Raw genomic sequence first — 19,700 nt, 5'->3', positions numbered from 1 at the left:
GTAGTTTCGGGCCATGAGCTCTTCCGGCAGCGCCACCCGTCTCTGCTCCCGCCAGACCTGCACGCGGGACGCGGTCATGACCCTGACCTACGTGTACTCGGACTCGACCGCGGTGGTCGGGCCGCTCGCCGGCCACGCGGAGCCGCACGCCTACGACCTGTGCGCCGTGCACGCGGACCGGCTCACCGTGCCCCGTGGCTGGCGCGTCGTCCGCCTGGAGCTGCCGGAGGCGCGGGCACGGCGCGAGGACATCGGTGCCGTGGCGGAGGCGGTCCGGGAGAGCGAGCCCCCGGCGCCCGTCCGTGACCGCCCGCGGACGGTGCTGCGTGACGTCTCCCTGCCCCGACCGTCCTCGCCGCGACCTTCCTTGCCGCAGCCCTCCGTCCCGCGCACTGAGAGCCCCCCTGCGAGTCCCCGGACCGGCCGGCGGACGCCCGCCCCGGAGAGCGGCGCCCGGAGCGGCCCGACGACGGCCCCGCCGCCCGCCCCGGAGAGCCCCCGGACGCCCGCCCCGGCGAGCGCCTCGCGGCCGAGCCCGGAGCCGGCTCCCGAGGTGCCGTGGCACGACGTCCCGGTGCCCGCAGCTCTGCGCCGGGCGCACCTGCGCCGGCCCGCCGCGCTCGGGGGCTCCGCCCGTCCCGAGGCCTGAGCTGGCCGGCCCGAGGCGTGAACCGCCCGTCCCGAGGCCTGAGCTGGCCGGCCCGAGGCGTGAACCGCCCGTCCCGAGGCCTGAGCTGGCCGGCCCGAGGCGTGAGCCGCCCGTCCCGAGGCCTGAGCTGGCCGGCCCGAGGCGTGAGCCGCCCGTCCCGAGGCCTGAACCGCTCGACCCGAGGCGTGAGCCGCCCGTCCCGAGGCCTGAACCGCTCGGCCCGAGACATGAACCGCCCGTCCCCGGCCGGTTCCGGACCACACCGGTGCTCCGCCCCTAGGATGAGCCGCAGACCGCACCTGTCCGGTGCGGGTGGCTCTTCCCCCCGGAGCACCAGGAGTCCCCCCATGACCGTCCCTGCAACGACGCAGCCGACGCACGAGCACCGCACCGAGGCCCGCCACGGGAGCAGGCCTGCCGGGCGCCCCGAGGCACCTGCCGACCGTCGCCCGGCGCCCTGGGCGCTGCCGGCGCCCGAGCCGGAGCCGGTGCCCCCGGTGGCGGCCGCTCTCGCGCCCGACCTCGCCGAGATCCTGCGGTGCCCCCTGACGGGCGGGACGCTGATCCCCGTGGACGCCGACCGGCTGATGAGCGACCGCCCGTTCCGCGACGGCGTGCACCCGGTCTACCCGATCACCCGCGGCATCCCCTGCCTGACCCCCGGGCGTTGAGGCCCCGGCCGGGACGCCGGGGGTCACGAAGGCGTTAACATTCGTGACCGATGGGCGGCGGGTGGGGTCGGGCGCGTCCGGGGGACCTATCGTGAAAGCAGTTCGCCAGCGTTCCCCCGCGTTCCCCCCGCCCCCTGACGCCCGAGGTGCCGTTCCCCATGCCCCTGTCCTCCTGCCCGGTTCCCGTGCCCCCTGCCCTGCGAGCCCTGCCCGCCCCCCGGCGCCTGCTCGCCCTGGGGGCCGTGACGGTCCTGCTCGCCACCGGTTGCGCGCAGGCCTCCGGAGCCCCTGCGGCAGAGCCGGCCGCCACCGCATCGGCCGCCACCGCCCCGACCACGCCGTCCTCGAGCCGGCCGGCCACGGCGGCGCCGGCGGAGGTCACGGTCGCTCCCGCGGACGCGGCCGTCGAGCACAACCCCGTGGAACCGGTCGTGGTGCGCGCCGACGGTGGCGAGCTGACCGACGTCGTGCTGGTTCCCGCCCCCGGCGGCGAACCGGTGCCCGGGGAGCTCTCCGCCGACGGGCGCACGTGGACCAGCACCGCGGACCTGGCCTTCGACACCCCGTACGTGCTGCACTGGAGCGCCGCGTCCGGGACCGGGCCCACGACGACGGGCACGAGCACGTTCACGACCGTCCTCGCGGCTCACGAGGTCGACGCGCGCCTCAACGTCGTCGAGGGCGGGGTGTACGGCACCGGGCAGGTCCTGGAGTTCACCTTCTCGGAGCCCGTCGTGAACAAGGAGCAGGTCGAGGAGGCCGTCACCGTGGACGGCGGCGGGGACCGGGCGGGCGCCTTCCGCTGGTACTCGGACACTTTGCTCCGCTACCGTCCGGCCGAGAAGTGGGCGCCGCGCTCGGAGATCACGGTCTCCCTCGACCTGCTCGGTCTCGACGTGGGCCACGGCATGGTGGGCAACCACGACCTGCGCCGGAGCTTCTCGACGGGCGCCGAGCACTACGCCCGGGTGGACAACGAGACCAAGACGCTGACCGCCTGGGTGGACGGCGAGGTCGCGGGAACGTTCCCCGTGACCCTGGGCAATCCGGACTGGCCCTCGACCACCGGGCAGAAGGTCATCATGGAGCAGGCCCCGGAGTACCTGTTCAAGGCCTCCTCCCTGGACCTGCAGCCGGGGGACCCGCACTGGTACGACACGTTCTGGGCCTCCAACGTGTCCCGGCTGACCGCGAGCGGGGAGTTCGTGCACCAGGCGCTGCCCTCCGCGCTGCCCGTCCTGGGGATCGCCAACGTCTCCCACGGGTGCGTGGGCATGCCGCCCGAGGGGGCGAAGTTCATCCACGACGTGTTCCGCCCGGGGGACGTCGTGGAGGTCGTGGGCACCGGCTACCCGCAGGCCGATCCCGACGACGGGTACGGCGACTGGAACATCCCGCTCGAGCACTACGCGGACGAGGAGTGGAAGGGCGACTGGTGAGCGCACGGCGCTGAGCTCCTGCCGCTCGGTCTCCGCCGTCGAGCTGCTGCCACGGGGTCGCCGCCGTCGGGCTCCTGCTCATGGAGTCTCCGGCGCAGAGCCCCTGGTGGGACGCGGGTGGAGGAGACCGGTGCCGGAAGCCGGTGGGGGAGCCCTGCGGGTGCGGCCGGTGGGGAGGGAGCGGGCCCGCGGTGGGTAGGATCGGGACCGGCCGGAGCGGACCCGCCCGCCCCGGACCCCTGATTCCCCTCCGACCGAAGGACCCGCCCGTGGCCACCCCCAGCAACGACAAGGCCCCCTGGCAGCAGGCCGACCCGCCCACCGGCGAGCTGCAGCGCGAGGAGCCCGTGTGGACGGGCCTGCTCCCCGCCGTGGTTCCCGCCGAGCCCGCGCACGACGACGAGCACGACCACGGGCGCCCCGGCGAGCCCGGCGGCGCCGGGCCGCGCCGCGCGCCCGGACGCACGGGCGGGGGCTCCCGCGCCGTCGGGGCCGACGAGGCCGCGGGGGACGACGACCCGGACGCGGAGGCCCGCCGCCGGGCCGCGCTGCGCCGGGACGCGGTGGCGGACGAGCCGCGGCTGCCGCGGCTGCAGCAGGTCTTCCTGGTGCTCGTGCTCCCGCTCGCGCTGCTGGCCGCGGCCGTGCGCGTGGTGGCCACGCCCCTGTTCCTGTGGGCGGAGTACCACCGCCCGGGCTTCCCCGCGGACGCGTACGGCTTCTCCACGGAGGAGCGGATGGTCTTCGGCTCCTACGGACTGGACTACGTCATGAACTGGGCTCCGTCCGGGTTCCTCGGCGGGCTGCAGGACACGGACGGCGCGCAGCTGTTCCTGAGCTCCGAGGTCGCGCACATGACCGATGTGAAGATCGTGCTGCAGAGCGCGCTCGCCGTGGTCGCGGTCCTGGCGCTGCTCGGCATCGTCTCGAGCCTGTACCTGCGGGCGAAGGCCCCGGGCGCCGCCTCCGGCGCCCTGTTCTTCGGCTCGTGGCTGACCGTCGCGCTGCTGGTCGCGCTGGCGGTCGCCGCGGTGCTCGGCTGGCAGCAGTTCTTCGCGCTGTTCCACTCCCTCTTCTTCTCGGACGGGTCCTGGACGTTCCGGGCCTCGGACACCCTCATCCGGCTGTACCCCACCCAGTTCTGGATGGACGCCGCGATCGCGGTGGCCGGGCTCGCCTTCCTGGGGGCGCTCGCGGTCATGGCCGCCACCTGGCCCACCGCGTTCCGCCGGCACCGGGCCCTCGACCGGGTGCGCCGGCGGCAGGAGCTCAAGCGGCGGCTGGCCGGTCGCTGAGCCGGCCGGCCGAGCCCGCCGCCGAGGCCGCCGTCGACCGGATCGCCGTGGTTCAGATCCAGGCGGCGAACCACATCCGCTCCCGCCACTGGGCGTACTCGACGGTCTCCGCGTACCAGACGGGCGCGAAGTGCGCGCTCAGCAGGAGCACCGCGGCCGTGAACACGCCGACCACCACGAGACCTGCCTGCCGGCGGCGCACGGTGTCCGCGCGCCGGCCCAGGACCAGACCGAGCATGCCGGCGAGCATGAGCATCAGGACCGGCTGCACGGGCAGCGCGTAGAAGTAGTACATGGTGCGCTCCGGGTACAGGAACCAGGGCAGGTACCCGGCTGCGAACACGCAGCTCAGCGCCCCGAAGCGCCAGTCCCGTCGCACGGCCCACAGCCACGCGGCCACGAGCACGGCGGCGATCCCGGTCCACCACAGGAGCGGGTTGCCGATGTTGAGGATCGCCTGCGAGCAGTGCTCCGCCGCGCACCCGGCCGTGCCCTGCTCCGGGTCCTCGTAGAAGTAGGAGGTGGGCCGGCCCAGGGTCAGCCACAGCCAGGGCAGCGCCTCGTAGGAGTGATCGGTGCCCAGGCCGCTGTGGAAACCGTAGGCGGAGGAGTGGTAGGCCCACAGCGAGCGCAGGGGCGCGGGCAGCCACTGGGGGCCCTCGCCCGGGTGCTGCTGCGCCCAGGCGCGGTCGTAGGCGTCCTCGGAGGCGAACCAGCCCGCCCAGGTGGACACGTAGACCACCAGGCCCGTCCCGACGACCGCGAGGAACGCGGGCACGCCGTCCTTGAGCACCCCCGCGAGCAGCCAGCGCCGCACCCCGGCCACCCGGCGGGCGTTGAGGTCCCACAGCACCGTGAGCACGCCCAGCCCGGCCACCAGGAACAGGGCGCTCCACTTCACGCCGACCGCGAGCCCGCAGGCCGCGCCCGCCGCGATCCGCCACCAGCGCACGCCCAGCCACGGACCCCACTCCAGGCGGCGCAGCAGCTCCGCCTCGGGGACGCCGTGCCCCGGGGCCATGCCCAGCCGGGCGACCAGGCGGCGGCGCCCGTGCTCCCGGTCCAGCAGGAGCAGGACGAACGCGAGCAGGACGAAGAACATGAGGAACACGTCCAGCATCGCGAGCCGGGACTGCACCAGGTGCAGGCCGTCCACGGCGGTGAACAGCCCCGCCAGCGTGGCCACGGTGACGGAGCGGAAGAGCAGCCACCCGGCGGCGCACACCAGCGCGATGGAGAGCGTCCCGACCAGGGCCGCGGAGAAGCGCCACCCCAGGGGGTCCTCGGCGCCGAGCAGCCACATGCCGAACGCGATGAGCCACTTCCCGGCCGGCGGGTGCACCACGTAGGAGGGGGTGCCCAGGGCCTCGGGCGGGGTGCCCGCCACGAACAGCTCGTCCGCGCCCTCCGGCCACTGCCGCTCGTAGCCGTGTAGCAGCAGCGAGTAGGAGTCCTTCACGTAGTAGGTCTCGTCGAAGACGATCGCGTCCGGGTGGGAGAGCCGGTGGAAGCGCAGCAGCCCGCCGAGCAGGACCACCAGCAGCGGCGCCAGCCACGCGAGCCGGGCCACGGCCGCGGGGGCCGGCAGCAGCCGCTCCCGCAGGGCGGCCGGGGCCAGGGACCGGTGCAGGGTGCTCACCGGTGCCGCCGGCCGGGGCCCCGGGGCCAGGACTGGGGCACGCACCGAGGAGCTCACGGTGTCATCGTAGGGGACGCCTCCCGGCGCCCGCGGCCCCCGGCCCAGCCCGGCGGAGCGCGCCGTAGAGTGGACCCGTGCACACGGAATCCCACGACGACGCCCACGACGACGCCTCCGCCGACTCCGCAGGCGGTGCCGCGGGCCCCGGGCAGGTGGTCCTGGCGGGCACCCCGATCGGCAACCTCGGCGACGCGCCGCCTCGGCTGCGGGCGGCCCTCGAGACCGCGGACGTGCTCGCCGTGGAGGACACCCGGCGGCTGCGCCGGCTCACCGCCGGGCTCGGCGTCACCACGCGCGGTCGGGTGCTCACCCACCACGAGCACAACGAGGCCGGACGGGTCGCCGAGCTGCTCGACGCCGTCCGCGCCGGCGGCACCGTGCTGGTCCTCTCCGACGCCGGGATGCCCACCGTCTCCGACCCCGGCTACCGGCTCGCCGAGGCCGCGGCCGCCGAGGGCCTGATCGTCACGGCGATCCCCGGTCCCTCGGCGGTGCTCATGGCGCTGGCCGTGTCCGGTCTGCCCACGGACCGGTTCACGTTCGAGGGCTTCCTGCCGCGGAGGTCCTCGGAGCGTACTGCCCGGCTCGCCGAGCTCGACGGCGAGCGGCGCACCATGGTCTTCTACGAGGCCCCGCATCGGCTCGAGGTCATGCTCACCGCGCTGCGGGACTCGTTCGGACCCGGCCGCCGGGCGGTCGTGGCCCGGGAGCTCACCAAGCTGCACGAGGAGGTCGTGCGGGGCTCGCTGACCGAGCTCGTCGACTGGTGCGGGCAGGGGCAGGTGCGCGGGGAGATCGCCGTCGTCGTCGCCGGTGCCCCCGCTCCCGAGGCCGCACGCCCCGAGGACCTCGTGGCCGAGGTCGAGGCGCTCGTGGCGGCCGGGACCCGGCTCAAGGACGCCGCCGGCCGCGTCGCCGAGCGCACCGGGGTGGGCAAGCGGGAGCTCTACGAGACGGTGCTGGCCGCCCGCAAGGGCTAGGGCATGTCTGCCACCCGGTCTTTGAGCCAGCACAGTCCGACTCCAAGACCTAATGGAAGACATGCCCCGAACGCGGTCGGCTGAGCTTTCCCGTGGACCGACCTCGCTCCTCCGTCTCGAGCGCCATGGCGCGAGGTCTGCTGCCTCGAACCGGAGGCAGGAGATGAGACTGCCCCGCTCCTCGCGTTTGCACGCACCACCGCCTCAGCGGCGCCGGGAGTCCCACAGGTGCGTCGGCGGGCGGGACCTCGCACCGCGTTCGGGTCCCTCGACGCCTGCGCGGCCGACCCGAGCGGGCCGCGGGGATCGGGCACATCCCCTCCGCAGCTGTCCGACCGGAAGCGGGCCACGTGGGGTCGGCGTGGCCGTGGCTGCGTGGACGGTACGCCGTCCCCTGCTCCGCCATGAGCTCCTCACCCTGGTGCGCTGCTCGACGAACCTGGCCGGCCAGCCCGGATGCGACAGGTTCGGCGTCCGGAAGGAGCATCACCGTGGAAGCGGGGTGCTGGACATGGTGCCACGGCCACGAGGAGCCTCTCGCGACGCCGGGTGAGGAGCCGTTGGTCGACCTCGTGGGTTGACGGCCGCGTGTTTGCCATCGCATAGTGGTGCTTGACGTCCGCCGCATCCTTCGCGGCGACTGGGGGACATCTGGGCCGGACGCACCCGCGTGCGAATGGCTGTTGGCTGCGCCGGCGCGGTGCGGTTCCAACCGCGTAGGGGGATGCTGAGTGTTGGGGACTTCTCGGGCTGTGCTCGCCACAGCTGCCACCGCTGCCACCGTTGCCACCGGCGTGCTGCTGGGTGTTGTGGCGCCGGCGACCGCGGATCACGGTACGGCGCCGCACCGTGTCGCGGGGCCGGAGGATCGGCTGCCCGATCTGCAGATGGAGCCGTTGAGCGACCATCGCGTCCAGATCCTCGAGGGCCGTCGCGTCCTGCGGTTCACCGCTGTGATCGCCAACCGCGGTGACGGGGCTCTGGAACTCGTCGGGAGCAGGACCAGTACCTCAACGGAACAGATGTCCGTCGTCCAGCGCATCTCCCAGCGCGATGGCGGCCATGAGTCCGTCCCGACCGATGCGGTGATGGATTACTCGGTGGATGACAAGCACAGCCATTGGCACCTGCAGCACGCTGCCGAGTACAGCCTGGGGGTACCCGGCGAGGAGCATCCGCGCGTTGCGCACAAGGAGGGCTTCTGCCTCATCGACGACGTTCGCCTGCCCGGCGCCTCCGCGGGCGAAACCCCTGAATCGGCTGACTACGACGGCTGCGAGGAAGGTCTGACAGAGACCCGCACGGTGACGCAGGGCATATCAGTCGGTTGGGGCGACCCGTACTCGTTCGACGTGTGGGGCCAGTGGATCGACCTGACCGGGCTGCCTCTGCCGGGACGCTACTGCCTGGAAGCCACCGCTGACCCGCGCGGACTGCTGGCGGAGACCGACACGGGGAACAACACCACCACGACGCTGGTCGACCTCACCTCCCACGACGTCAAGGTCGTCGGCACCGAGTGCTGAGCCGCACACGACCGCCCGAGATGCCACCGGCCCCGGACGGGTCCGCCGGCGCTCGGACCCTGAAGGTCGTTCGCGCAGTGCACCCCGGCGCAACAGGTACCAAGGAGAACTTGACCCCGATGCAGAAGCCCACATCCGTGTCCCGCGCCCGGGCCGGCCTCTATCCAGCGCTCCTGGTGGCGATCACCCTGACGGCGTGTGCGCCCGGCACCAGCGCATCTGAGACGCCGGACGGGACGGCGCCTCCTGAGGTGCCGGCGCAGGCGGGACCCGCCCGGACACCACCGGCAGACCAGGTGCTGTCACCACCCCCGCAGTCCATCGAGGTGGAATGGACGGAACTTCCCGGTCGGTTCCAAGAGATCAGCGTTGGTGGCATCAGTAAAGACCCGTCGGTCTGGGCGCTCAGCGCGGAGAGCTGGCCCGGTAGCCCTGAGGTCAACTATTGGAACGGTGAGGCATGGGAGGCCCTCGGACGGGAGGCTGCTGCCCTGGACGTGGGCCCCAGCGGGCACCCCTGGATCGTCGATGCCGACGGCCGCATCTTCGAGTGGAACGGCTCGGACTGGATCGATCGACCGGGAAGCGCCCGCGACATCGGCATCGGCGCCGACGGCTCGGTCTGGATCGTCGGCACCGACCCGGTGCCTGGCGGCTACGGCATCTACCGTTGGACCGAGACGAGCTGGGAGAAAGCACCCGGTAATGCTGTCGCCATCGACGTCGCCACGCAGGGCGATCCCGCCGTGGGACACCAGAGCGAGCCGTGGATCATCGACGAGAACAACCGGATCTCCCGCTGGACCGGCTCCGAGTGGTCGCAGCAACCCGGGCAGGCCCAGGACATCGGGGTAGGCGCCAACGGAGCAGTGTGGATCACCGGAACGGATTCGGCCCCCGGGGGCCACGGCATCGCCACCTGGAACGGCGAGGACTGGGCAACCGCACCCGGCGGCGCTGTGAAGATCAGTGTCGACCCTGACGGCTTCCCCTACGTGGTGACCGACGACGACCGGCTCCTGCGCGGGACGTGAGCCTGCGGGTCTCGGGTTCCCTGTTCGGGGTCTGACCCCGTGAAACGTGAAAGAGCGTCAGACGACGGCATGCAGTGACCGCCCGGGCGCGCTGGGAGGGTGGGGCCGGTCCGGACGCCGCCTCACGGGCGCGCCGCGCCCCGGTGAGGCGGAGTTGACTCCCGGGGGCGGACGGGGACACGGTGCCGAAACATCGCCCCGTCAGACTCGGCAGTGCCGGGACCCGGGCACGTGCCGCGCGGGCCCCGGCGTCCTCCTGACCGTCCAGCACCGGAGCCATGCCATGTCCTATGTGATGCCCGCCGACTTCGTCACGAAGATGATTGACGCCGGAGAGGCGAAGGTCGCCATGTCCACCCGCGACACCCTGATCCGTGCCTTCATGGCCGGTGCCATCCTCGCGCTCGCCGCGGCGTTCGCGGTCACCGTCACCGTGCAGACGGGCCAGCCGCTGCTCGGGGCCGTGCTCTTCCCGGTCGGGTTCTGCCTGCTGTACCTGCTGGGCTTCGACCTCCTCACCGGCGTGTTCACCCTCGTGCCCCTGGCCCTCATCGACAAGCGTCCGGGCGTCACCGTCCGCTCGATGCTGCGCAACTGGGGCCTGGTGTTCACCGGCAACTTCGCCGGCGCGTTCGTCGTGGCCGTCCTGATGGCGGTCATCTTCACCTACGGCTTCTCCCTGCCCCCGGACGAGGTCGGCAGCCGGATCGGCGAGATCGGCGAGGGCCGGACCGTCGGCTACGCCGAGTTCGGCGCCGCCGGGATGCTGACGCTGTTCGTCCGCGCCGTCCTGTGCAACTGGATGGTCTCCACCGGGGTGGTCGCCGCGATGATGTCCACCAGCGTCTCCGGCAAGGTCATCGCGATGTGGATGCCCATCATGCTGTTCTTCTACATGGGGTTCGAGCACTCGATCGTCAACATGTTCCTGTTCCCCTCCGGCCTGCTGCTCGGCGGCGGGTTCTCGGTGATGGACTACCTCGTGTGGAACGAGATCCCCACCGTGCTCGGCAACCTGGTGGGCGGGCTCACCTTCGTGGGGCTCACCTTGTACGCCACCCACGCCCGCACCGGGGCTCCCCGCACCGGGCCGGCCCTGCAGCAGGAGCGCGTCCCGGCCGCGTGAGCGCGGCATCCCCCGTCCGGCCGCCCCTCTGCCACTGCATCCTGCAGTGGCTCGAGGGTGTCCTCCCCGACCGGCTCGCCGCTCTCCCTGCCGTGCTCGCCGTCGTCCCGACCAAGTTCGCCGTCTCCCCGAGGAGCCCCACATGACCCCGATCCTGACCAAGTCCGACGCCGCCGGGCTCGTGGTGGCGGCGCGCGTGCGCCGCGGCCTGTCCTGGCGTGAGATCGCCGACGAGATCCGCGCCCCGCACGTCTGGACGACCGCCGCGCTGCTGGGCCAACACCCGATGACCCCGGAGCAGGCGCGGCAGGTCTGTGACCTCCTGGGGCTGGACGGGACGGTCGCCGAGAGCCTCCAGCAGCAGCCGTCCCGCGGCGCCGACCCGGCGCGGATGACGGACCCCACGGTCTACCGCTTCGTGGAGGCGCTCTCCGTCTACGGGCCGGCTCTCAAGGAGCTCATCCACGAGGAGTTCGGCGACGGGATCATGAGCGCGATCAACTTCCGGGTCGACGTCTCACGCCGACCCGACCCGGACGGCGACCGCGTGGTGGTCACGTTCGACGGGAAGTTCCTCGACTACAAGTGGTGACTCCCCACTCCTGACCTCCCTGAACTCCTGCGCCGAGTCCTCCGGGTGCTCGCATCTCCCCCGGATCGATCGGGGGAGATGCGAGCACCGGAGGACTCGGCGTTCGGCTCAGGTCGGCGGCCGATGCTCAGCGGCCGATGCTCAGCGTCGGGTCGTCACCGAGCGGGGGAGCCATCGTGCGCGCCGTGCTCCGGGCCCGCCGCGCCCGGCGAGGTCCGTCCGCAGCGCCGCGACGTCCTCCGGTCCCGCCTCGGGCGACCACGCCGTGGTGCCCGGCGCGTAGAGGGCCCGCTCGACGTCCCGGCCGAGCCGCCCGAGCGGCGCCGCGGCCGCCGGCACCACGGCGCCGAGCCGGTCGACGTAGGCCCGGGGCGTCTCCGCGGCGGCGCGGCCCAGCCCGTGGTCGACGCCGAGGTCCTCGACCTCCGCCCACCCCGCCAGGGCCCGCTGCGCCGCCGGGGCCTGCTCGTCGCCCAGCACCCGCATCCGGCGCCGGCGCCGCCGGGACCGGAGGAGACGGGGGAGGGCGGCCAGCAGGGCCAGCAGCGCGGCGGCCAGGAACCCGGCCAGCCAGGGCAGCCACGCGGCAGGGCCGGCGTCCTCCTCGGGCTCCGGTGCGGCGGGGACCTCGGGGGTCGGCACCGCGGTCGGCTCGGCGGAGGACGCGTCCTCGTCGGGGCTGTCCGCCGTGCTCGCCGGGGTGGGGGCGTCGGTCGGCTCGCCGGTCGGCTCCGCGGTGCCCTCGCCCTCCTGCGACTGCCCGTCCCCGTCCTGCGGCCCCTCGGCGGCGTAGCCGGGGAGGTCGCCGGTGCCGGGGGTCGGCTCGAAGCGCACCCACCCGGAGCCCTCGAACCACAGCTCCGGCCACGCGTGAGCGTCACGGGGCAGGACCGCGAAGGCGCCCGGGTCCGCCGGGTCCCCGAACGGCTCGTCGGCCTCCGGCGCGCCGCCCGGTCCGGCGCCGGATCCGGTGGCCGGCAGGTAGCCGACCGCCACGCGGGCCGGGATGCCGAGATCCCGGGCCATGACGGCCATCGCCGGGGCGAAGTGCCCGGCGTAGCCCGTGCGCACGGCCAGGAACTCCTCGAGGGAGGCCATGCCGTCGGCGTCGTAGCCCTGCTCGAGCGGGGCGTTCACGTCGTAGCGGAACTCGTCCGAGCGCAGCCACTCCTGCAGGGCCAGGGCCTGGTCGAACGCGGTGGGGGCGTCCCCGGCCCGCTCCCGGGCGGCCTCCCGGAGCGCGGCCGGGGTGTCGCCGGGCAGCTCGCGGAACGGGGCGAGCTCCGGGGAGTCCGGCGCGGCGGGGGCCTCGCGCAGCTGGGCGGACGTGGGCTCGGGCACGATCGAGCGGACCTCGTAGGCGGTGCCCTCCGGCGGGACCTGCTCGCCGTGCACGGTGAGGTCCCGTGGGCTCCAGGCCCAGCCGTCGTTGTCGAGCCCCGCCACGTCCACGGGCGCCCACGGCAGCGGCAGCCAGCGCTCGGACCAGTCCCGCAGCTCCACGGCGGTGCTGCGCTCGGGGCCGTCGCCCACCGGGTGCAGCGGGGTGGGCCCGAGCTCGTCGAGCTGCGGGTCCAGCCCGGTGGCGTCCGGGAACCACTCCGCCCCGGAGAAGTCGGCGAGGGTGAGCACCCGCAGCAGCTCGGGCTCGTCCGCGCTCGTCGTGTACTCCAGGCGCGGCAGCTGCTCCGCGGAGCGCAGGTCCTGCCCCACGGCCCGCAGCGGCCCCACACCCGAGGCGCGGTCGCCGGCCGGGCCGCTGCCCTGGGGGAACGCGCCGTTGACGAAGCCGGGCACCAGGCCCGGGACCAGCAGGGTCACCGCGAGCACGCCGGCGCCCACCACGAGGGCCCGCGGCCAGCTCCCGGGCGCCGCGGCGGTGCGGGGCTCCCGCACCGCGCCGAAGCGCCGCGCGCCGCCGAGCAGGACCAGGGCCGCGAGCACGGCGGCCGCCGTCCCGGCCGGTCCCACGCTCTCCGGCAGCACCAGGGCGGGCGCCACCAGCAGCGCCAGCACGCCGAGCGCGCTGACCCCCGGCAGCCGCAGCGCCACGAGCACGGTGTCCACGAACAGGGTCACGGCGCCCGTCGCGAGGGCGGCGACGAACGCGAGCGCCGCGGCCTCCGGGTACGGGGCGGGCCGCTCCGCGACGATCCCCGCGGCCTCCCGCCACAGCTCCGCGCCGAGGGCCAGGCTCCCGGGGGTGGGGACGAGGCCGAGCAGCGCGGGCTCGCGCAGGTGCAGCACCGTGAGCACGAGCACCAGGGCGCCGGCGCCGAACAGGGGCGCCAGCGGGCCCGGCAGCCGCAGCACCCGGGACGTCGTGGTCGCGGCGACCACGGCGAGGGCGGCGAGCAGGGCACCGGGGACCCAGCCGGCGCCGTCGAGGACGCCGGTCAGCGCCACGAGGGACAGCCCGACCGCCACCAGGACCGTGCCGGCCAGGCCCAGGAGGGCGCGCACCGGGCGGCGGCCCGTTCCGGGAGCCTCCGGGGGTGCAGGAGTCTCCGGCGGGCGGGGGGCCGAGGGAGCGCGGACGGCGGCGCTCACCGGACGGCCCCGGCCGCGCGGGCCCCGGTGCCCAGCTGCGCCCACGCGTCCTCGAGCGCGGCGGAGGCGGGCACGACGACGACGGACCAGCCCGCCGCCTCGAGCACTCCCGCCCCGTCCGGGACCGTTCCGGGGGAGGAGGTCACCAGCACCGCGCTGCCGGCGGCCGCCCGCTGCGTGCCGCGCAGAACCCGCTCGGCGGCCGCCGCGGAGAGGTCCCCCGAGACCAGCAGCACGGGGTGGACCAGGCCGTCGCGGTCGAACCGGTCGGCCAGCGCGTCCGCCACTGTCCCACCGGTCGCCGTCTCCTGCGGTGCGGGCTCAGGACGGACCCGCGCCAGCCCGTGCCGGGCGTCCTCGGCGCCGTCGTCGGTGACGGCGGTGGCGCGGGTGCGGGCGGGGGCGGCGTCGTCGTCCTCCCCGCCGCGGGGCAGGGGGCGTCCGAAGGTGTCGAGGGCGTGCAGGGCGGTCTCGCGCTGGGTGAGGTGCTCGAGCACGGCGGCGGTGAAGGACACGGCCCACTCGAACTCGGCGGTGCTGGGGAGCACGCCGGCCCACAGCCGCTCCCCGGGCCAGGAGGTCTCGTCGCGGTCGAGGACCAGGGTGAGGCGGCGGGTGCTGCGGGGGTCCTCCTGGCGGACCATCAGCTGGCCGTGCTTGGCGGAGGCCGCCCAGTGGACCCGCCGCATGGGGTCTCCGTGCCGGTACTCGCGGGTGGTGACGTTGTCCGGGCCCGGCTGCGGCAGCGCCGTCCGGGACGGGTCGGTGCCGGACTCCCGCAGCCGGTCGGCGCTGATCTCCGGCAGCTCCACGGGGTCCGGCGCCACGTGCAGGGACGTGCGCTCGGAGGCGTCGAGCAGCTCGGCGGCGAGACCGAACGGGTCGGCGACCCGCACGGTGGCCGGCCCCAGGGCGTACACGCCGCGGCGGCGCGGGCGCACGGTGTAGGCGGCGGGCTCCCCGCCGGCCTCCACGCTCAGCTCGCGGTCCCCGCCCAGCGGCTCCGGCACCGTCTCGTGCACGGCGACCGCCCCGGTGACCGTCCCGCCGCGCCGGGTCCGGTGCCGCACGCGCAGCCGCACCACGGCGGAGTCCCCGGCCGTCACGAGCGCCGGGTCCACGCCGCGCTTGAGCAGCACCCTCGGCTTCACCACGTACAGGGACAGGGCCGCGAACAGGGGTGCCCCGCCGAGGAACAGCGCCAGCGCTAGCACGTCCTTGCGCCCCAGCCAGGTGGCCAGCAGCAGGCACACGGCGCCCGCCCCCAGGAAGGCCCAGCCGCGCCCCGTGAACCGGGCGCGGGAGTCCACGGGTCGCTCCGCCCGCTCGCCCTCCGCCGTGCGCCCCGGCTCCGGCCGGCGCCTCATCGGGTCCGGGGAGTGTGCTCGGCCGGGACCCGCACCTCGTCCAGCACCGCCCGCACCAGCTCCTCCGCGGAGTCGGTGCCGGCGCGGCGGTCCAGGATCAGGCGGTGGGCGAGCACCGGCACCGCGACCGCCCGCACGTCGTCGGGCAGCACGTACTCGCGCCCGCTCAGGGCGGCCTCCGCGCGGGCCGCCGCCTGCAGCTGGAGCAGCGCCCGGGGGCTGGCGCCCAGCCGGATCTGCGGGTGCGAGCGCGTGGCCTGGCCCAGGGCCACGATGTAGGCGCGCACCGCGTCCGAGACGTGGATGCCGCGCACGTGCGCCACCAGGCGGGCCGCGTCCTCCAGGGAGACCACCGGCTGCAGGCCCTCCAGCGGGGAGCCGCCGCCGTGGTCGGTGAGCATCGTCATCTCCGCCTCGGTGTCCGGGTAGCCCATCGAGATCCGGGCCGTGAACCGGTCCCGCTGCGCCTCCGGCAGCGGGAACGTGCCGTCCATCTCCACGGGGTTCTGCGTGGCCACCACCATGAACGGGGTCGACAGCCGGTAGGTCGTGCCGTCGGCGGTGACCTGTCCCTCCGCCATGCACTCGAGCAGCGCGGACTGGGTCTTGGCCGACGCCCGGTTGATCTCGTCCCCGATCACTACGTTGGCGAACACCGGGCCGGGCTTGAACTCGAACTCGCGCCGGGCCTGGTCGTAGACCGAGACGCCCGTGATGTCCGTGGGCAGCAGGTCCGGGGTGAACTGCACGCGCGAGACCGTCCCGCCGATCGCGGTGGCCAGCGTGCGCGCCAGCATGGTCTTGCCCACGCCCGGCACGTCCTCGACCAGCAGGTGCCCGCCGGCCAGCAGCACGCTCAGGGCCGTGCGCGCCGCCTCCGGCTTGCCGTCGATCACCGTGTTGATCCGGTCCAGGATCGCCTGCGTGTACTGGGGGAAGGACTCCATGGGCTCCTCGGCTTCCTGCTCGCGTCTGCTGCTCCCAGTATGTCTGCCCGGTCCCAGCTCGTAGATTGGTCGGTGCCCGCGTGTTTCCCGTCCCTCGTGCATCCCCCGTCCGACCGTGTCCCGTACCGTTGCCCGATCCGTTGCCCTATCCGCTTCCCGATGTCCTGCTCGATCCGCTCCCCGAGACCTCCTGAGGTGCCGCCCGTGACCGACCCCAACGCCACCCTCCTCGCCGCCTCCCTGTGGCCGGACCCCGCCGCCCGGCCCGCTCCCGCCCCGGGTGCGGCCCCCGCCGCCTACGAGCCGGAGCACTACGCCGTGCCCGAGGACGTCCCCGCCGGGGAGGGCACCCGCCGCCGTTCGGCCCAGGCCGACGACGGGCGCCGCCGCAACCTCGCCTATCCGCCCGCGCCGGAGCCGCTGCCGCACCCGGTGGCCGACAACCACACCCACCTGGACCTGCAGGACGGCCGGGTGCAGGTCTCCGTGCGGGACGCCGCGGACGCCGCCGCCCTCGCCGGGGTGGGCGGGCTCGTGCAGGTCGGCTGCGACGTCCCGTCCTCCCGCTTCGCCGTGGCCGCCGCCCAGGCCGACCCGCGAGTCCTGGCCGCCGTGGCGCTGCACCCCAACGAGGCGCCGAAGCTGGCGGCCGCCGGGACCCTCGACGAGGCGCTCGCCGCGATCCGTTCCCTGGGGGAGCACGAACGGGTCCGGGCCTTCGGCGAGACCGGCCTCGACTACTACCGCACCGAGGGGGAGGGGCGGGAGCACCAGAAGCGGTCCTTCCGGGAGCACATCCGCTTCGCCCAGGAGACCGGCAAGGCGCTGCAGATCCACGACCGGGACGCCCACGCCGACGTCGTCGCCGTCCTGCTGGAGGAGGGCGCCCCCGAGCGCACCGTGTTCCACTGCTTCTCCGGGGACGCTGAGCTCGCGCGCACCTGCAACGAGCACGGCTGGTACATGTCCTTCTCCGGGACCGTCACCTTCAAGAACAGTCACGATCTCAAGGCCGCGCTGCGCACCGCCCGCCCCGAGCTGGTGCTCACCGAGACCGACGCGCCGTTCCTCACCCCGCACCCGTACCGGGGCCGGCCCAACGCGAGCTATGTGGTCAACTACACGGTGCGGGGCATGGCCGGGATCCTGGAGCAGGAGCTGGAGCCGCTGTGCGAGCGCCTCTGGGCGAACACGGTCGAGGTGTACGGCCGCTTCTGAGCGACCACATCCCCTTTCCACGCCGAGTCCCCAGCCTCGACTGCCCCCCTGCGGAGTCCCTGATGTCGTGGCGCCCCACCCGTCGAGTCCCCAAGGCCTGGCCCCTCTGCGACGCCGAGTCCCCACATCCCGGTGCCCCCACATGTCGAGTCCCCAAAGTGGTCGCAGTTCCCCAAGATATTTCTGGTGAAACAGAAGCACCTTGGGGACTCGGCGGTTCAGCGGCGGGCCAGCGACAGTGCAGCGCGGTGCGGCGTGGCTCAGCGGGCGGCGGCCGAGCGGAGCAGAGCGGACGCGATGCGGTCGACGGTCGCGGCAGGGGTGCGCACGACGTCGTGCCACCCTACTCGGATGACTGTCCACCCCAGTTCCTGGATCTCGATCTCCCGTCTCCGCTCGTTGCGGATCACGGTGGCGGGGGCGTCGCCGTACTTGACCTCGCCGTCGAACTCGAGCACCAGCCATTGCTCGGGCCACGCGAAGTCGGCCCGGTAGGTCCCCGTCCGGCCCACGATCACCCACTGCAGCTCCGGCAACGGCAGGACGGACTCCGCCAGCATGAGCCGGGTGAGGGTCTCGCCCACGGACTCGGAGCGCGCGTCCATGGCGTCCAGCACGCGCTGAGCCCTCCGCACGCCCCGCCGGCCTGTCCACTCCGGCAGGCGCTCCTCCAGACGGGTCCGTGTGAGACCGAAACGGTGCGCCTGGTCCGCCAGGACCACGGCGTCGGTGAAGGGCAGCAGACGGGCGCAGTCCAGCAGTGTTCGTTCGCCCGTGGTGGCGCGCAGACCGTGGACCGTGACGATGTCCGTCTCCGCCAGCGGTTCCTGGTGCCTGACGACGCCGGCGTACCCGTTGTGGGTTCCCTGGCCGGGCCGGGTGAGCGTGTGCAGGCGGGCCGGGACGCGCCGAAGCTCCAGGCCGTGCAGCACGGCGGCCGAGGCGAGACAGAAGACCGGTGGCACGGAGGCGGCCCGGCTGAGCGCCCGGTGCCTGAGCAGCGACTGCTCCTCGGGTCTGAGCCGCGAATAGGTGTCCGACGCTGTGAAGTATCCCGGGTGGATCCGGTGGAGTTCTCCGTCGCGGACGCGGCGCCGGATCTCGTGGCTGCTGAGGCCGGTGTCATGCAGCTGGGCGAGACTCATGATGTCGGTCATGACCCGTTGATAGACCCGACGGAGTCCTGGTGGGTGGACTCCGCCGTGCCCGGGGAAAAGTCCGTGGAGCGGGCACGCAGCACGGCAATGGGGAGTGGGGATGACGGCCCCGCCGAGCCCCCAATGCGGTGGCATTTCCCCATGCGGATTCGTGGGGGCGTGGAGCATCACTGGGGACTCGGCGCCGAGAGGAGCTGGAACATGGGGTCTCGGTGGTCGAGGGGTGCCTGGGTATGGGGACTCGGCGCCGGCAGGAGCTGGAACACGGGGACTCAGTGGCGGGAGGAGCGCCAAGACGACAGGAATTTGGGGGTTCGACCGCATTGACGTGCTCGACTTGGGGTCTCGGCGGCATCGGGGCGCTTGAGTATGTGGGCTCGGCGGGATGACGTTGCAGGGGTGTGGGGGCTCGGCGGCGGCATGGGTGGCTGGGGGAGAGGGAGGCATGGATGGCTGGGGCTCGGCGGCGGCATGGGTGGCTGGGGAGAGAGGGCGGCGGGGCGGGCGGCCGATACGATGTCCCGGTGACAGAATCCACCGCGCCAGAGCCAGCCGCGCCAGAGCCCGCCGCCCGCCCCCTGCTAGGGCCCGCGGAGATCCGGGCGCTCGCCGAGCAGCTCAGGATCCGGCCGACCAAGACGCTCGGGCAGAACTTCGTGATCGACCCCAACACGATCCGGCGGATCATCGCCGCCGCGCGGCTGGGGGAGCACGAGACGGTGCTCGAGGTGGGACCGGGCCTGGGATCGCTGACCCTCGGGCTGCTGGACGCCGCCGAGCAGGTCGTGGCCGTGGAGATCGACCCCCCGCTGGCGGCGCAGCTGCCGCACACGGTGGAGCGGCTGCGCCCCGAGCTGGCGGGACGTCTGACCGTGCTCGAGCAGGACGCCATGCGCGTCGAGGAGCTGCCCGCCGCGCCGACCGCCCTGGTGGCGAACCTGCCCTACAACGTGGCCGTCCCGGTGCTGCTGCACCTGCTGGCCCGCTTCCCCTCGATCCGCCGCGGGCTGGTCATGGTCCAGGAGGAGGTCGCGGACCGGCTGGCCGCGGCACCGGGCTCTAAGGTCTACGGGGTGCCGTCGGTCAAGGCCTCCTGGTACGCCGAGGTCACGAAGGCCGGGACCATCGGGAAGAACGTCTTCTGGCCGGCCCCGAAGATCGCCTCGGGGCTGGTGCGCTTCGTGCGCCGCGAGCAGCCGGTGGCGGACGTGGACCGGGAGCTGGTCTTCGCGGCGGTGGACGCCGCCTTCGCGCAGCGGCGCAAGACCCTGCGGGCCGCCCTCGCCGGGTGGGCGGGTTCCGCCGCGGCGGCGGGAAAGATCCTCGAGGCGGCCGGGATCGACCCGGGGGAGCGCGGCGAGAAGCTGGACGTCCACGAGTTCGCCCGGATCGCGCAGGCCGGTGCCGCCGCGGGTCTGACCGCCGGGGTGCGCGGCGCATGAGCGTGGCA

At 74.3% G+C, this 19,700-nt stretch carries 17 protein-coding genes; 12 read left to right on the top strand and 5 right to left on the bottom strand.

All coding sequences use genetic code 11. The annotated features are described in order from the left end of the window. Positions 1–13 precede the first annotated feature (13 nt). From ACYVM4_RS10730 to ACYVM4_RS10715, 4 genes are all read left to right on the top strand, one after another. Positions 14–649, top strand: a complete 636-nt coding sequence (locus ACYVM4_RS10730; protein ID WP_460668557.1) for a DUF3499 family protein — start codon at positions 14–16, stop codon at positions 647–649. Between the two features lie 347 nt (positions 650–996). Continuing rightward, positions 997–1,320, top strand: coding sequence for a hypothetical protein (locus ACYVM4_RS10725; protein WP_368821743.1), 324 nt, complete (start codon positions 997–999; stop codon positions 1,318–1,320). A gap of 158 nt (positions 1,321–1,478) precedes the next feature. Beyond that, positions 1,479–2,759 (top strand): L,D-transpeptidase, encoded by a 1,281-nt coding sequence (locus ACYVM4_RS10720; protein ID WP_460668556.1) that lies wholly within the window; start codon positions 1,479–1,481, stop codon positions 2,757–2,759. Between the two features lie 269 nt (positions 2,760–3,028). Beyond that, complete coding sequence (locus ACYVM4_RS10715) at positions 3,029–4,054, top strand: TIGR01906 family membrane protein (protein ID WP_460668555.1); 1,026 nt, start codon at positions 3,029–3,031, stop codon at positions 4,052–4,054. 52 nt (positions 4,055–4,106) lie between these two features. On the opposite strand, the gene ACYVM4_RS10710 is transcribed toward ACYVM4_RS10715, so the two are convergent. Continuing rightward, positions 4,107–5,750: a dolichyl-phosphate-mannose--protein mannosyltransferase gene (locus ACYVM4_RS10710; RefSeq protein WP_460668554.1), complete on the bottom strand. Its 1,644-nt coding sequence runs from the start codon at positions 5,748–5,750 to the stop codon at positions 4,107–4,109. A 77-nt stretch (positions 5,751–5,827) separates the two neighbouring features. Here ACYVM4_RS10710 and rsmI point away from each other — a divergent pair, with 77 nt between their 5' ends. The 6 genes from rsmI to cynS all read left to right on the top strand — a co-directional run bounded on the left by rsmI (position 5,828) and on the right by cynS (position 11,011). Beyond that, positions 5,828–6,733, top strand: coding sequence for a 16S rRNA (cytidine(1402)-2'-O)-methyltransferase (gene rsmI, locus ACYVM4_RS10705; RefSeq protein WP_460668553.1), 906 nt, complete (start codon positions 5,828–5,830; stop codon positions 6,731–6,733). A gap of 752 nt (positions 6,734–7,485) precedes the next feature. Continuing rightward, positions 7,486–8,259, top strand: a complete 774-nt coding sequence (locus ACYVM4_RS10700) for a lysyl oxidase family protein (RefSeq protein WP_460668552.1) — start codon at positions 7,486–7,488, stop codon at positions 8,257–8,259. A gap of 119 nt (positions 8,260–8,378) precedes the next feature. After that, positions 8,379–9,293: a tectonin domain-containing protein gene (locus ACYVM4_RS10695; protein WP_460668575.1), complete on the top strand. Its 915-nt coding sequence runs from the start codon at positions 8,379–8,381 to the stop codon at positions 9,291–9,293. A gap of 283 nt (positions 9,294–9,576) precedes the next feature. Continuing rightward, on the top strand, positions 9,577–10,419 hold the full coding sequence (locus ACYVM4_RS10690) for a formate/nitrite transporter family protein (RefSeq protein ID WP_368821751.1): 843 nt from the start codon (positions 9,577–9,579) through the stop codon (positions 10,417–10,419). Beyond that, positions 10,416–10,565: a hypothetical protein gene (locus tag ACYVM4_RS10685; protein ID WP_368821752.1), complete on the top strand. Its 150-nt coding sequence runs from the start codon at positions 10,416–10,418 to the stop codon at positions 10,563–10,565. Before ACYVM4_RS10690 ends, ACYVM4_RS10685 begins: the two co-directional genes overlap by 4 nt. Next, positions 10,562–11,011 carry a cyanase gene (gene cynS, locus ACYVM4_RS10680; protein WP_368821754.1) on the top strand — a complete coding sequence of 150 codons (450 nt, stop codon included), beginning with the start codon at positions 10,562–10,564 and terminating at the stop codon, positions 11,009–11,011. Before ACYVM4_RS10685 ends, cynS begins: the two co-directional genes overlap by 4 nt. A gap of 141 nt (positions 11,012–11,152) precedes the next feature. Here the strand turns inward: cynS and ACYVM4_RS10675 are convergent, their stop codons facing one another. From ACYVM4_RS10675 to ACYVM4_RS10665, 3 genes are all read right to left on the bottom strand, one after another. Next, positions 11,153–13,474 carry a transglutaminase family protein gene (locus tag ACYVM4_RS10675; protein ID WP_460668551.1) on the bottom strand — a complete coding sequence of 774 codons (2,322 nt, stop codon included), beginning with the start codon at positions 13,472–13,474 and terminating at the stop codon, positions 11,153–11,155. An 83-nt stretch (positions 13,475–13,557) separates the two neighbouring features. Continuing rightward, positions 13,558–14,871: a DUF58 domain-containing protein gene (locus ACYVM4_RS10670; protein ID WP_460668550.1), complete on the bottom strand. Its 1,314-nt coding sequence runs from the start codon at positions 14,869–14,871 to the stop codon at positions 13,558–13,560. A gap of 53 nt (positions 14,872–14,924) precedes the next feature. Beyond that, positions 14,925–15,875, bottom strand: a complete 951-nt coding sequence (locus tag ACYVM4_RS10665) for an AAA family ATPase (protein WP_387608025.1) — start codon at positions 15,873–15,875, stop codon at positions 14,925–14,927. A gap of 204 nt (positions 15,876–16,079) precedes the next feature. Between ACYVM4_RS10665 and ACYVM4_RS10660 the strand changes: the two genes are divergently transcribed. Beyond that, a complete protein-coding gene (locus ACYVM4_RS10660; protein ID WP_368821761.1) occupies positions 16,080–17,093 on the top strand; it encodes a TatD family hydrolase in 1,014 nt (337 codons plus the stop codon). 260 nt (positions 17,094–17,353) lie between these two features. Here ACYVM4_RS10660 and ACYVM4_RS10655 read toward each other — a convergent pair whose 3' ends face one another. Continuing rightward, positions 17,354–18,250: a DUF559 domain-containing protein gene (locus tag ACYVM4_RS10655; RefSeq protein WP_368821762.1), complete on the bottom strand. Its 897-nt coding sequence runs from the start codon at positions 18,248–18,250 to the stop codon at positions 17,354–17,356. Between the two features lie 524 nt (positions 18,251–18,774). On the opposite strand from ACYVM4_RS10655, the gene rsmA reads away from it, so the two are divergent. After that, complete coding sequence (gene rsmA / locus ACYVM4_RS10650) at positions 18,775–19,692, top strand: 16S rRNA (adenine(1518)-N(6)/adenine(1519)-N(6))-dimethyltransferase RsmA (protein ID WP_460668549.1); 918 nt, start codon at positions 18,775–18,777, stop codon at positions 19,690–19,692. Positions 19,693–19,700: the final 8 nt, after the last annotated feature.

Source organism: Kocuria himachalensis, assembly GCF_054784195.1.
Note: the sequence above shows the minus strand (reverse complement) of the source record. Positions and strands in the feature narration are given on the sequence as shown.